Annotated in this window: 16 protein-coding genes and 1 pseudogene; 3 read left to right on the top strand and 14 right to left on the bottom strand. The window is 55.6% G+C overall.

Annotated features, from left to right (window positions below):
* Positions 1-58: 58 nt before the first annotated feature.
* The 3 genes from EV286_RS04030 to EV286_RS04020 are packed head-to-tail and all read right to left on the bottom strand — an operon-like array spanning position 59 to position 1,177.
* Positions 59-421 (bottom strand): hypothetical protein, encoded by a 363-nt coding sequence (locus EV286_RS04030; protein WP_132955740.1) that lies wholly within the window; start codon positions 419-421, stop codon positions 59-61.
* The gene (locus EV286_RS04025; RefSeq protein WP_132955739.1) at positions 414-851 is read right to left on the bottom strand and encodes a hypothetical protein; all 438 of its coding nucleotides are present in this window, start codon (positions 849-851) and stop codon (positions 414-416) included. The genes EV286_RS04030 and EV286_RS04025 overlap by 8 nt, the downstream gene beginning before the upstream one ends.
* The gene (locus EV286_RS04020; RefSeq protein WP_132955738.1) at positions 848-1,177 is read right to left on the bottom strand and encodes a hypothetical protein; all 330 of its coding nucleotides are present in this window, start codon (positions 1,175-1,177) and stop codon (positions 848-850) included. The genes EV286_RS04025 and EV286_RS04020 overlap by 4 nt, the downstream gene beginning before the upstream one ends.
* A gap of 191 nt (positions 1,178-1,368) precedes the next feature.
* Here EV286_RS04020 and EV286_RS04015 point away from each other — a divergent pair, with 191 nt between their 5' ends.
* Both EV286_RS04015 and EV286_RS04010 read left to right on the top strand, forming a co-directional pair.
* Positions 1,369-1,725, top strand: coding sequence for a hypothetical protein (locus EV286_RS04015; protein ID WP_132955737.1), 357 nt, complete (start codon positions 1,369-1,371; stop codon positions 1,723-1,725).
* A gap of 81 nt (positions 1,726-1,806) precedes the next feature.
* Positions 1,807-2,343 (top strand): hypothetical protein, encoded by a 537-nt coding sequence (locus EV286_RS04010; RefSeq protein ID WP_132955736.1) that lies wholly within the window; start codon positions 1,807-1,809, stop codon positions 2,341-2,343.
* A gap of 6 nt (positions 2,344-2,349) precedes the next feature.
* Here EV286_RS04010 and EV286_RS04005 read toward each other — a convergent pair whose 3' ends face one another.
* The 11 genes from EV286_RS04005 to EV286_RS03950 form a co-directional block, all read right to left on the bottom strand.
* On the bottom strand, positions 2,350-2,829 hold the full coding sequence (locus tag EV286_RS04005) for a hypothetical protein (protein WP_132955735.1): 480 nt from the start codon (positions 2,827-2,829) through the stop codon (positions 2,350-2,352).
* A 32-nt stretch (positions 2,830-2,861) separates the two neighbouring features.
* Positions 2,862-3,104 carry a hypothetical protein gene (locus EV286_RS04000; protein WP_132955734.1) on the bottom strand — a complete coding sequence of 81 codons (243 nt, stop codon included), beginning with the start codon at positions 3,102-3,104 and terminating at the stop codon, positions 2,862-2,864.
* A gap of 35 nt (positions 3,105-3,139) precedes the next feature.
* Positions 3,140-4,045: a hypothetical protein gene (locus EV286_RS03995; RefSeq protein WP_132955733.1), complete on the bottom strand. Its 906-nt coding sequence runs from the start codon at positions 4,043-4,045 to the stop codon at positions 3,140-3,142.
* A gap of 159 nt (positions 4,046-4,204) precedes the next feature.
* Positions 4,205-4,711 carry a hypothetical protein gene (locus EV286_RS03990; protein WP_132955732.1) on the bottom strand — a complete coding sequence of 169 codons (507 nt, stop codon included), beginning with the start codon at positions 4,709-4,711 and terminating at the stop codon, positions 4,205-4,207.
* A gap of 233 nt (positions 4,712-4,944) precedes the next feature.
* A complete protein-coding gene (locus EV286_RS03985; RefSeq protein WP_132955731.1) occupies positions 4,945-6,033 on the bottom strand; it encodes a hypothetical protein in 1,089 nt (362 codons plus the stop codon).
* Between the two features lie 3 nt (positions 6,034-6,036).
* Entirely contained in the window at positions 6,037-6,597 is a 561-nt protein-coding gene (locus tag EV286_RS03980; RefSeq protein WP_132955730.1) for a hypothetical protein, read from the bottom strand.
* Complete coding sequence (locus EV286_RS03975) at positions 6,590-7,462, bottom strand: hypothetical protein (RefSeq protein ID WP_132955729.1); 873 nt, start codon at positions 7,460-7,462, stop codon at positions 6,590-6,592. Before EV286_RS03975 ends, EV286_RS03980 begins: the two co-directional genes overlap by 8 nt.
* A gap of 69 nt (positions 7,463-7,531) precedes the next feature.
* Positions 7,532-7,783, bottom strand: coding sequence for a hypothetical protein (locus tag EV286_RS03970; RefSeq protein ID WP_132955728.1), 252 nt, complete (start codon positions 7,781-7,783; stop codon positions 7,532-7,534).
* A gap of 123 nt (positions 7,784-7,906) precedes the next feature.
* Complete coding sequence (locus EV286_RS03965; protein WP_132955727.1) at positions 7,907-8,509, bottom strand: hypothetical protein; 603 nt, start codon at positions 8,507-8,509, stop codon at positions 7,907-7,909.
* Between the two features lie 136 nt (positions 8,510-8,645).
* On the bottom strand, positions 8,646-9,155 hold the full coding sequence (locus EV286_RS03960) for a hypothetical protein (RefSeq protein ID WP_132955726.1): 510 nt from the start codon (positions 9,153-9,155) through the stop codon (positions 8,646-8,648).
* Between the two features lie 1,301 nt (positions 9,156-10,456).
* Positions 10,457-11,815: a VapE domain-containing protein gene (locus EV286_RS03950; RefSeq protein ID WP_132955724.1), complete on the bottom strand. Its 1,359-nt coding sequence runs from the start codon at positions 11,813-11,815 to the stop codon at positions 10,457-10,459.
* 93 nt (positions 11,816-11,908) lie between these two features.
* Here EV286_RS03950 and EV286_RS03945 point away from each other — a divergent pair.
* Positions 11,909-12,135 (top strand): annotated as a pseudogene (locus EV286_RS03945) (IS21 family transposase); the annotation flags it as partial.

Here is a 12,135-nt window from a genome sequence, read left to right as displayed (position 1 = left end):
GAGTCAGTAATACCACATGGCGAGGGGTGGACTATCGCCTTTTTCACGCATGCTGCAACTAGCAGGGGAAGGCCCTTACAAAAGCTTTCTCGATGGTCGTGCCAAGGTCCATCTCGGACTTTTCATCAGCGCGATACTGATTCAGGACAGTGATCAGATATTCCGCCGTCACTGGATCAGCGTCATCCTTGGGTCTGCAGATTGCGCCCTTATGAACCAGAACAGCAAATGCGCCTTCCAAGAAGCCTTGGCAGTAGCCATCAATTTTTTCGCCGACCCGCTTGCCTTGAGCACTAAAGACGAGTGTCTTCTGCCCGCATGCCTTGATGACTTGATCTATCGATGGTTCGGCGGCGGCTGGGCCAACAGTGAACGCCGCAACCAACATGGCCGCGAATAGAGGACCTACCGGTTTACGCATTTCGGAACCCCGCACGGATCCAGGCGACTGTCTTGCCCAGAGCGTAGATGATTGCCGACCCCAGAACCACCATCACCAAATAGATGCCCACCAATATGCCGATGTTTTGCCACCTATCGACCAGCCGGTCATGGTAATAGAGATCCATTGTGAGAGGTTGATTTAGATCGCTCCGATAGCGTCTATGGGTGAAAATGTGCCAGCAGCTTCCCCCTTCCGAAGTGAAAGCAGGCTCTGCCAATTCACTGAACGGCTTCGTTGCGATATCGCGGCAGGCGGGATTCTCGAAATCCTTGCGTATAGCTGATGCGTAAATCCACGAGCTGTCATCCCGCCCAGCTTGAACTAGGCCGGTGATAGCCGCGATAATCACTGCTAGGGCAGTCAAGGCAAGCCATAACCTCCGCCAACCATTCAACGAACGCGTCAACCTTCACCCTCCTGTCGGTTACTTTTCGGAGCGGCAGGTTTATCCCCCTTCGCCTCCCCGAACAGCGCAACAAGAATAGCGCCCATAAGTAAAGAGAACGCGCTCAGGATACCCAAAGTAATCAGCGACGAAACGTCCCTTACATCTGGGTGCGCCGTCACGAACTCATTCAATTTGATAGCACTGGTCGGAATTGGAAAGTCGTATTGATGGTGTGCTACCGCAGCCCAAACCTCATACTTCAAGGTTCGGTAAAGTCCGCTAAACCCGACACCGCCGAATGTAGCTATCCATCCAATGCACTTGAGCGCGGTATTACGTTTCAATGTTGCCCCCGACTACTACGCTGGCTTTTCTCACCTGCCATGTAGGAAGCTACCACAACCGATGTTTGTGCGCCGCTGCCATTCGCTTGTTGTAAGCTGCCAAAATAGACCGCACGATCAGGTCGAGCTTGCTTCAGCAGCAGGAGCATGACAGCCGAGTTCCGAGCAACAACAAGGGAAGTGGTTTACACATGAGAAAGGCCCTCATCATTGGAGCCGTCCTTCTGGGCAGCACCGCCCTCGCGCATGCCGACATGCTTAATGATTTCAAGCTAAGTCGGCAGATCGCGTTCGATTGCAAGCTTTCTCGCGACGATACGGTTGCCACGCTGCGCATGGTATTCATTGGCCACGTGCACGACGGTGCCAAGTTGAAGGATGCAATAGCCGCGATGAACCACGCCATGCAAGAAACTATCAAACCCCAGAAGCAACCCGAAGGTATGTGCGACCAAGGTGCCCCGCTTATGATCCGCGTTGGCCGCGCTCTGGAAGCATCCACCAGTGACGTCAAGATTATTTTCGATGCCATTGTCGCTGAGCGCTGAACTGCGCGCTGCAGATTAATGGAAAATCCCAAATCATGGTCTCATAAACCCCACAACTGGAATTCTTCGAGGTAAACGATCATGAATTCGAGGTCTTTGAGTCTTTGGGCGCGGGCGAGCTTTGAATCGGCGACCCTTTTTGCAATCGCTGCGGTTGTATCTACCTCCGGAAAATTTTGGTGGACGGTTTTTTGGCTGCATGTCGGCTGGTACGGGGTGACTTTGGCGATCGGGGTATACACCGCCATCAGAGACGCGATTGTTTTTCGAGTTGTAAGGAGCCTTGTGGTCGAAGAGACTGTACGAAATCTGTCGATGGCAGGTTTGCCGACCCTGAGCTCGTTCTACGATGGCTCGTCGTATTACGGCGGCTTTGAGAATGGCGGCAGCACCCTCGAATATTACGCTGACTATACGTTGAACGATCCCACGGTGCCCGACAAAGCAAAGTTCCAGCTTGGTGCTATGTTGGGGGTACACGCGTTTCTGAAAGGTCAGGGTAGTTGGCTTGCCGCAGACCGCTTGGAGTCGGTCTTTAGTGACGCAGTGCAACAGCTGCACAAGCAAGCACGCCAAAACCATGAGGCTAAGCAGTACAAACTGCAAATTCCAAGTTGAATACACCTAACTAGTCACAAGATGAGAATTCATTGTCACATAGTAGCGCGCAACAGCCACATCCATCTCCGCTATTACTAGCTTGTAGAGTAGCTCCGCACTCTTCGCTCCATGATCTGCTGCAGCGAGCGTTAGATCGATTATTTCCTTTGGAGCATTGCCCATGCGCAAGGTAGGCGTAACAATCTGGTTGTAACCAAATCCGTCCCATTCGGTATCCGGCTTATGCTCTGCCTTGGTTATGTCCCGTTCTTTTTCGAACTCGATACGTTCCTTCGCCTCCACAAGTTTAGCCAGAAGGCTCTCGAGATCGGTCTGGGTAATGACTTCCTCGCGCTTGCGAAGGCGCGCCTTTGCGTATTTTGCAATGTCTTCCAGTTCGCGCAAAGCATTCATGGCCGCACCGACAGCCGCTCCGAATTCCTTGCCCGGAATTCGGAGGAGTTCAGACGGTTTTGATGATTTGCGACGCAGGAATCCCAACATGGGATACAGTATATCACCGCTGCTCGGATTTTTCAGTACACGCAGCCCGATCGCGTTTTTGGGTTGCCAAATTCTACGAAACGTATTGTTTCCGTTTTGGACATCGACATCTTGCTTCGAAGAAGATCGTGTACTGCTTGCTCCTTGGTTGTCGGAACGATCAGCGGTCGCCCATCGCTATCGAGATAGATACGTTCGATGCCGTACTCATCCTCAATGAGGACGATACAAAGTTCGGTGATCGGATTCTTGGCTGTTGCTGTTTTATTTTTCATCGTGACTTTCCTGCGCTGAAAGTGGCCACGGGTCGTCAATTGAACCCATAATAACCAAGCAATGCCTTTTCCAGCAACGCGCCACCCGCACCGAGGCCTACACCCCAGGCTCCTGACACCGCCTTGCCCATCATGTCGCCAACCCACTTGGTGACCTTCGGACCAAACTTCTTGTTCTCGATCTTGTGCTCTTCCTTCAGCGCGGCTTCCAATAGAGCGAAGTCTTCAGCCGTAACGCCATGTTGCGTTAGGTTCGTTCTGAGGTCCTGGAGATTGCCATGATTCACCGTAACGGTCACAGTCGATGCAGTCGCACCGCCAATAACACCGGCATTGCCATTAGTAATAGTTGTGTTGAATACTTGGCTCACCGTTGCTGCTCCACTCACTTGGCTCTTGATCCACTCCACGTCATCTGCATTCGGATATCGTTTTTGTAGGGCAATCGTAAATTCGAGGACTTTGTTGCGCACGGCATCCAAGATCCCGTTGACTTTGGCCGCAGGCATTTCGGCCCAAAACCTCAGCACGTCCCAACTCTTGTCAACTATCTTGCCGCTGACGACTAGAGCGTAGTTGTCCATGTTCAATACCAAGACGTCTTTCTCAGCATCCTTGTAGTCGATCGTGCCAATGGCCTGCCGGCATTCGAAGGTATCGATGTCGTCTCGGCCCGTTGCCTGCTTCACAAGATATTGGGCAATCGGAGCATTGTTGTGCATGTAGAAGCCGTTGCTAACGCTGGCCTTGAAGTTGAGAGGAATTCTCCGATAATGAGGAACTGGCACATCGTTGGGATAGCCACTAAGTTCGTGCTTCACCCAATCCTCAAGGACGCCGCTGTCCAACTTGTGCGCCAGTAGCATAACTTTTCGCAACAGACCGTTGACCGCAACAGTATCCGAAATTGCGTCATTCTGAATTTCCGTGAGCAGTCCCATTCACGCCATCCGATTCACTTCTGACGTGCACTATCCACCAATACGGGTAGGTGGCACCACTCCCTGTCACAGGTAATCCCTTGGAATTTTGAGATAGCCGCTCATTGCAGCGCAAGGCGATTGAGTATCGCAGGAGCCGCGACCTTACGGTTCGGTAAATCAATCGACCTTGTCGCACTCACCAATGCCTATGTATTCGGGATCGTCGGGCACCCCAATTGTCCAGACGAAATCGCCCTTCCCCTGCACTCTGTATCGCTTATTTCGTAAATCTATCTGATAGTCTGCGCCGTCAGCACCACAATAGACAGTATCGCTCACGAAACCATGTAGTATGATCTCTTCCATGCCGTAGTGACGTGGTTCACGTGACCAGCATTTTTTCGTCTCTGCATCGCTGAATTGCTTCAGGCCAGCATGGTAAATACGAGACTTGTAACCTCCGTCATCTTCCTCAATACGGCCTGTATCCGTCAGTTTTAGCAAGAAGTCAGAGTTGTCCACGTTGAAGACCTTGGGTTCCCATGCGTGTGTCTGCTTATTGAATTCAAGCCCGACTTTAGCGGTTGGTCGACAGTGATAAATTCCCGATTCGTCTCTCGGCACTTGTTGAGCGTTAGCTTGAGACGCCACCAACATGCTTACCGCTACCGCAAATACCCGCATGTCATCCCTCCAAAACACGGCACCCACATTGTTATTCTGTGCAAATTCAAAGGACAAGTCGGGCGTAGGGAAGGAGCGGGTTAACTTTAGGGCGGGTACACCACCGCGTCGGTTTCCGTCGTATCAATGCCGTTGTCGGCGGCCGATAATGGCTTGAGATGAACGTGACTTGCTTAGAGTTCAGCGCGGGCGACAGCGCCAAGGCCTGTACCAAAATCCACGGGTCAGGCTCCTTACCAGTTGCCGCCCGTCAGCCACTGCACACGACCGCTGACTGACATCCCGTAAGCCACATCGGCAATCAGGCGCACGCACGTCAGATCAGCTTGGAAGGCGGAAGTGGTGGGAGTTCCGCGTGTACCTGCGGGCGCTGTGACTGCGGTTGGATCATCCCGCGCAACCAGCGTCGCCTCGCGGCTGACGTCGATCTGAAATGCTGATGGATCCTCGACGCTGAAGAAGTGCGCGGCATCAATCGCGGCCAGCGACTTCGGAGCCATTGTCGGTGAGGCGATCAAGCTTGATGCCATGCTCGGCGAATATGAAATCAGGCGCGGCCAGTCAGCGGTGCTGCAAACATACAGCAGGTCAATCGGCATCGAGATTCCAGATGCCAAGTTGCCGAGGTCGGCGGCGAAGTTCTCAGCAGGACTGCCGCCCGTAGCTGGCGGTGTTGGGACGACGCCATTGAACAGTCCGGGGGGCGATACGCCCGCCACTCCCGCGTTACCGCTCAACAGTTGGCTATCGATCGAGATTGCGGCATCGAGCGCTAGCTGCTGGCGGATGACATCCTCGATATTCGGCGTGGAATATTTTCCCAACGCGCCTGAGAAATACGAAATGGTAGCGCCCTTGTAAGGCGTAGCGGTTGCGCCTGAGAGGTTGAGGCTGACAACAGGTATAGGCTGGCCCTCGCCAATCCAAAATCCGGGGATCGACTTTGGTACGCGACCTGGCACCACCGTGGTTCCGACGCCCGCGAACGAAACTGAGACGCCACGAGCCGAAAGCTCGGCATAGGCACTGATCGGCGCTGACAGTGCCGCGAGCATGCCAGCGGCTCCGCGTCCGACAAGTTCTGCGGCCCAACCGGCGACGGTGGTTTGGGCGGGGCTGGTCGTGGCCTTCTGGACTTGCTGCTTGCGAAGCCATCCAGACAAATCAAGGCTCGCTAGGATGACCTGCGGCTGGCCGGGATAGATATCCTTGCAGGCAGTGTTGACATCGGTCTTGCGCTCGATGGCGACGACATGCGCCGCCAGCGTCTTGACAACGGTATCAAGGACAGGAGGACGTTCAGGCAGAGTAAGGGCGTTCATCGGTCACTCCTTTCGAGGGCGAGAATCAGGCGAGAAGGCGGCGTACAGTGGCGAAGTGTCTGTCTCTGGCATGTCACTGGCGAGCGCATGAGGCGTGCTGTCAGCGGCGACAATCACGCGCATGTCAGGCACACCCCAAAGGCCCTCGCTATCATAGGGGGCCATCAGCAATGTCCTCACCAACAGCTTTAGGTCGCCGACGCCGAACTCGCTCACGATGCCCTCCGCGAGCCGCAACGCTTCCTCGACGTCGGCCGGAGGGGCTAGGCCCTTGACGACAAACTGGCCGGTCGTGACGAACACTGCCGCTTGCAGGCCGCACATTTCAGCCAACGGGTTCGGCTCCATCAAAACAGAGACCGGAGTCGGGTTCTCGCTCACCAACGGAATGCCAAGACCTCCCGCAATGATGTGATCTGGAATCGCGCTCAGAACCGCTGTCGGCTTCAAGCGCAGACGCCATGCCGCAATCAATCGACCGGCGACGGAACCTGCTGAAAAAACCCGGCCTATGTCGTTGCCGGTCATTGCCATGAAATACCGGACGGCCATCGTGTCACGCATCGGCTTGACCTCCCAGATACTTCAGCCGGAAGGGCTGGCCCGCAACGTAGCGCGCAGCACATTCGCCGTATCGGTCATGCACGGAGGCAGGAGATGGCAATGGAGTGTCGGACTTTTGGAGGTGAGCGGCATGCGCCTCGCGGTATGCGGTTCGCCCGAACTTGATGGCAGCAGCTTCCCACTGGTCTGCGGCAGCTTCCAAAGTCGTGATGACGTGTCTCAGGCGACGTTCAAGGAGACGGATGGCGGTGGTATCAGCGCCCATTGCAGATGCTTCAGAGAGCAGGCTGCAAAAGCGGGCGGTGACGGGGGAACCTAATGGATGATCGCGCAAGCCATCCGAGAACGCACGGAGGCGTTCGGCTTTCGCGAATAAGAACAAGTGGCTTGCAGATGATTCCAAGATGGCGGCAGGGTCATGCTTGTTCAGCGCAACCACGCGGCTGATATCGACGGAGCCTTTGACAAGTCTGCCACGCAGGATCGGGGTTCCACAAATCCTCTCGACCTCGACTAGGTGCAAGAACCTCAACCGGTCAAAACGTTGCGCTTGCTTCTCGGCCATCAGCGCTGAGCCGTTCGGCAACTCCAACGGTACTGAGAATGGCAGGCCTGTCGCGAAGTAGTATTCACTCAGCGCGTCACCCAGCGGCTGCGCATAATGGCGCTCGCAGTAGGCCGCGCAGTCCATGCCGTCGATGGTGATCTCAAGGCCGAGGGCGTCCAGTCCGCGCCGAACGCTATTCAAGTGACGTTCGATGGCGACTGAGGGAATGCCGAGGCGGATTTCGTCAAGCTGTGCTTGGAGTGCACCGATGCGACGGCCTACGGCTTCAATGATCTGTTTTGCTTCATGGTCGGCCATTGCACAGCGCCCCAAAGTTGCACCGACAACAATGCGCGCATCAACTCAGGATTGCAACCGGCCATATCGTCAGCGTCCCCTGCCATGTCGGGCGGTGGCATCGTTGATGGACTTGACGATACCGCCGAGCTTGTACAGGTCGCCGGAATGTATCAGCTTCCTGCCAGTTGATTTGGCGATCTTGTGGTAAGCGGCGCGCACTGCCACCGTGCTCCAGTCTGACAAGCGTTGTCCGTCCGCGAGGGTCAGCCCTCCGCTAATCAGACCGTGGAACAATTGATCCCTCTTGCTGTCTTTCTCGAATCTGGTTCCGTCAGGCATGGGCGTTGCTCCCTCGTTGCGATACGGGAAGCGTACAACCTGTCGGCGGTCATGCAAAAGCCCGGTTTGCGAACGTTCGCAGACCGGGCTTTTGTTACTCTGCGAACGTTCGCAGAGTAGAGTTCAGGCGAGGCGATAGGTTTCGCCGTCGCGGGTGAGCTTCTTGCGCGAAAGCCTGCCGATCTCCCAAAGCTCCGAGGAGCAGACACTCCGCGACCAGCCCAACATCTCGACGGCGGCGGCGAGCGTCAGACCTTCCGGCCGGAGCAAAGCAGCATAAGCCATGCCTCTCTTGCTCGTGGCACTGGGGTTGAAAGGCCTCGGCTCGGATGACTTGGCGGGCTTCTCCTTGGGCGGGGACTTGGCGATGGGTGCAGGCTGCTTCTTCGCCTTGGCAGGCTTGGCTTCGGCGGGGGCAGTTTCAGCGGGTGCAGACGGCTCGGCAATCAGCGACATGACCGTCTCGAACCCAAGGTCGGTGAAGCTGACGGTTGCCTCCTTGCCAGTGCCATCGCAGACGATCATGTTCTTCTGGGCGAGGTTGGAGAGCAACGCCTTTTTGCCTTTGGTGGCCTTCACAGCGCCGCCGTCCCAGTTCTCGACGGCCGACCAGGTGTCCAAGTCCTGACGGGTCTGTGCGAGCTTCGGGTTGCCATTGACGGCAGACATTTCGTCGTGGGCGATAGCGAGGAGCATTGCGGTTTCATTAGCGGTGAGCGGGGTCATATGGTTGTTCCTATCGGTAGTAGTTACGCAACTCCTGGTTGCTTATCAATACGTATAGCGGTGCAACCAATGGGTTGTAAAGACATCTTTACATGACGAGCAAAAAGAGTGGTCTGCTTACGTAAGCACGCCAGATTTAGTTGACGATCTTCGGCTTTCCGCGACGGGGGATCAGGTCGTCCTGCTCATGTCGAGGGCGGAGGCGCTGGATGAGCGGGTCGTCAGCGGCATGCTCTTCACGCTGCTTGGCGAAGCGCTCGGCAATTCTGGCATGCTTTCTGTCTGTAGCATTTCCCGCCTCGACGTCGAAGTGGAGCCTGGACTCGTACCTAAGCACCATCGAGCGGAGGCTGTTGACTATGCCTGCACGTGGATTGGCTACCAGACCGCCTTTAGGTCCGGTGACAACGGTGCCCTCCTTGCGGAGCAGATAAGTTTCACGGTCCAACTCGCACATCGTCTTGGCAAGGGTAACAGCCAGATGGAGGTCAATGCCGCATGCCCATTCTTTTGCCGAGCGGGCGTTGATGATGTCGTCGTACTTGCTGCGCTCTTTGACGCTGAGGGGGACAGGAGGCCTCAAGTCCATGTTAACGCGGTCAGCGAGTTCTTGGGCAGTGTTGGATGAGCGGATATCGTTTCCCATAGCGCAATTGTGCGCGGATTGAATTGCAATCGCAAGTGGTGAGCGGTTGGCGTTTGGATGTCGCCGGATACGAGAGGAGACTATAGGGTGGAGCGGGCATGCTCGGCGGTTAGGTTTTGTGAGTATTAGGTTAAAACAGCCCAAGCCGCTCGCCCGTCTGGTGGGGGGCCGACCCTGAAAACCCTCCCCCCGGCCCCCTCGCGGTGCGTCCCGCGTGGTTCATTCCGCTAGCTCAAGCTGATCCATACCAGACAGCCTTGCTTTGGTCCTTGGCGGTGGACTTGGAACCATCCTCGATTGGTTGCCTGCATCGACAAATCCGCAACCGTCTCCTTGACGACCTTGCGCGGTATCAACGTGCGTTCCTCGATAGCGTCGTAGCTCATCGGACTGTCTAGCAGTGCCGCATATATGCGTCCGCGATAGCTGTCAGCGCTGAACGGCTGTGCCAGTGTTGGTATGTGGCGCTTGGTGGATGGGGGGCTAGGCGGGCGGGGCTTAGGCGGTGTGGCGGTAGGCGTGACACGCTTGATGATGTTGCTGCGTGGCTGCGATGCATAGAAGGGTGATGTGTCCTGCGCTGGACGATAGGCGATACGGCAATGCGATTGGCAGTAGCTCCTAGCTGTCTGTCTATCGGCATTACAGAACAGATGCGGCACGTCATTGTTGATAGGATACCTGCATCCAGTGCAGTCTGTCAGCGGCACACCTTCAACTGCTACAGGCACAGGAGCATCAGCTGTGGGTATCAGGTAAGCCACACCCATCGATAATCGTGGCGCAAGCTGAGGGGAGACGAGAGAGGGCGGAAGCAATGGGGCGACACGGACTGCCGCCGGCGACGTATCAAGCCTTTTGCTCCACATGTGCCGCCCTCCCGTCAGCGGCAGTGTAGCGCTGGACGGTAAGTGCATGCAACCTGAGGGTGATGTTGGGGCTTTGAGGGGTTGCCTGCGGTAGTAACAGGAGTAACAGGATAGTAACAGGATCCAAACCCCATCCTGTTACTACCAATCACGCAATAAATTCAATAACTTATATTAAATTAGTAACACAGTAACATGTATATACGAAGAAAATCTACGTGCGTGCGCGCGTACGTGTACCCTCTCTCCTGGGTTGGTCCTGTTACTATGTTACTATCTGGTGGCAAACCACTGAGGGTGCTGAGCAATTCATAGTAACAGGATGGATTTTTATCCTGTTACTATCCTGTTACTCCTGTTACTATCTCCCCGCTTAAGCTGCTGAATTTGCTCGCTTTGTATTCACGCACGTCTTGCCCACACATGCAACCCCTAATGGAGCTTGTCGGGCGACATGACGCCTGTGACGGCGCCGTCAAGTAGCTCGGGCTTGTCCTTCGCAGCACTGCCGTTCCCCGCCTCAGCGCTGCCGTTCGGCGTCGTTGTCCCAGGGTGATTAACGTCAGCACCTTCCCTGAACGCCGCCTCATAGCCCAGCCCGCCATAGTCCCAATAGAACTGTTGCGCGCTTCTGTAGTCCTTCTCCTTCAGTTCAGGGCCCAACCACTCACGGTGCAGTACCTTCCTGCCGTCGACATAGCCGTGTGCCTTCTGCCCTGTGCGGGTGAAGCCAAACCGCCTCATCGTTTCCGAAATTTGATGGTTGTTGGGACGCCTGTTGTGCGCAGTCATCCACTTCGCCAATTCGGTATCGTGGAACCACCCACCGCTTTTAATCACTGGCTTGAGGTCACCTAGAAGCTGCACCTCCCAAGTCTCAATCGCCACATGCCTGTCATTGTCCTCCTTGATTGCCTTCAAGTCTTCATCAGAGAGACGCAAGCTCCCTTTCCACTCAAGCTCGTCGTGGGCGATAGCCGACAGCACCGCATAGTTCTCTATCAGCCACTTAATGTTCAGCTTGAAGAGTTCAGGCTTGCCCTTATTGCGCAGCGTTTCAAATACTGCCGAGTCGTTGACATTGCTTACCAGCCACCGCCGCCATGCGTGCTTCCAGTTAAGGGGTTGGAAGTCCTCAGTCGTCATCACCATCATGTAGCGACGGAAGTAGGTCACCTGCTTGTTGAGGAACTTCGGATCGAAGCGGAACTCACCTCTGTCAATTTCTGCTTTGTTGTCGTCGGCATCGCGGGCAAAGCCCAAGCCCTCCTTGACCTCCGCCACGAGAGCAGACGAGCCGACACGGTAAAAGCGGGTTCGGTCATCCATCTTGGTAAAGTCAAACTTGGCGCAGCATAGGTCACGACCGAAGCGAGATTCCGTGTTGTCCATATCGCCGTTCGCCATCACGTAGATGAGCAAGCTTTTGCCAACCCCGCCGTATCCAGACAGGATAACCATGCCCTGAGGCTTCACCGCTCGGTTCTGCGTGGGGGGCACAAACTGATAAGCAAGGAAGTCCCGCCACAGCATGCGCGAGGAGGCTGACAGCACAGGTGTCTGCTTCATGCGCAGCACTTTCGCGAGCATCTGGTCCAGGAGCGCCAGATCGATATCGCCGCCACGACGCGCTATCTCTGCCCGCCCCTCAAGCACCAGTTCAACACGCTGCTCGTAGAACAAGTCGAAGCGCGCCCTGTCGGCAATCTCGGTCAGGTACTTGCACAGGCGCGATGGCTCGATAGTAATGCCATCTGGACCCTCGCTCAGTATCGCCCAAACCGCTTCCATCGTCGGGTTGCCACTCAGTGTCGGGCGAAATGAAAAACTGACCCCCTAACGAAGCGAAGAACAGACCCCTCGTGTAAAAACGAGGAGGAATGGATGACGAGCGCGATCTTATCGCATCCTGCATTGTCGCGAACGATGCAGGGCGGGGATATGCTTCAGGCTGACGAGGTGGTGGCAATGCTGCGGCTGCACGAGCTTGGTTGGGGTAGCAAACGTCTATCGAAGGAATTTGGATGCGCGCGGAATACCGTTCGCCGATATCTTCGAGAGGGCGGAGCTGTACCGTTTAGACAGCCTGCTCGTCGCAGTGCGTTCGACGG

Source organism: Rhizobium sp. BK251 (assembly GCF_004345245.1).
In the GTDB taxonomy this organism is placed as follows: domain Bacteria; phylum Pseudomonadota; class Alphaproteobacteria; order Rhizobiales; family Rhizobiaceae; genus Rhizobium.
The sequence above is the reverse complement of the archived record's forward strand: the minus strand, read 5'-3'. Positions and strand labels throughout refer to the sequence as shown.

Bases quoted from the DNA above. Each gene is read 5' to 3' on its own strand.
- EV286_RS04030 (WP_132955740.1), bottom strand. From the start codon at position 421: ATGCGTAAACCGGTAGGTCCTCTATTCGCGGCCATGTTGGTTGCGGCG.
- EV286_RS04015 (WP_132955737.1), top strand. From the start codon at position 1,369: ATGAGAAAGGCCCTCATCATTGGAGCCGTCCTTCTGGGCAGCACCGCC.
- EV286_RS04010 (WP_132955736.1), top strand. From the start codon at position 1,807: ATGAATTCGAGGTCTTTGAGTCTTTGGGCGCGGGCGAGCTTTGAATCG.
- EV286_RS04005 (WP_132955735.1), bottom strand. From the start codon at position 2,829: ATGTTGGGATTCCTGCGTCGCAAATCATCAAAACCGTCTGAACTCCTC.
- EV286_RS04000 (WP_132955734.1), bottom strand. From the start codon at position 3,104: ATGAAAAATAAAACAGCAACAGCCAAGAATCCGATCACCGAACTTTGT.
- EV286_RS03995 (WP_132955733.1), bottom strand. From the start codon at position 4,045: ATGGGACTGCTCACGGAAATTCAGAATGACGCAATTTCGGATACTGTT.
- EV286_RS03990 (WP_132955732.1), bottom strand. From the start codon at position 4,711: ATGCGGGTATTTGCGGTAGCGGTAAGCATGTTGGTGGCGTCTCAAGCT.
- EV286_RS03985 (WP_132955731.1), bottom strand. From the start codon at position 6,033: ATGAACGCCCTTACTCTGCCTGAACGTCCTCCTGTCCTTGATACCGTT.
- EV286_RS03980 (WP_132955730.1), bottom strand. From the start codon at position 6,597: ATGCGTGACACGATGGCCGTCCGGTATTTCATGGCAATGACCGGCAAC.
- EV286_RS03975 (WP_132955729.1), bottom strand. From the start codon at position 7,462: ATGGCCGACCATGAAGCAAAACAGATCATTGAAGCCGTAGGCCGTCGC.
- EV286_RS03970 (WP_132955728.1), bottom strand. From the start codon at position 7,783: ATGCCTGACGGAACCAGATTCGAGAAAGACAGCAAGAGGGATCAATTG.
- EV286_RS03965 (WP_132955727.1), bottom strand. From the start codon at position 8,509: ATGACCCCGCTCACCGCTAATGAAACCGCAATGCTCCTCGCTATCGCC.
- EV286_RS03960 (WP_132955726.1), bottom strand. From the start codon at position 9,155: ATGGGAAACGATATCCGCTCATCCAACACTGCCCAAGAACTCGCTGAC.
- EV286_RS03950 (WP_132955724.1), bottom strand. From the start codon at position 11,815: ATGGAAGCGGTTTGGGCGATACTGAGCGAGGGTCCAGATGGCATTACT.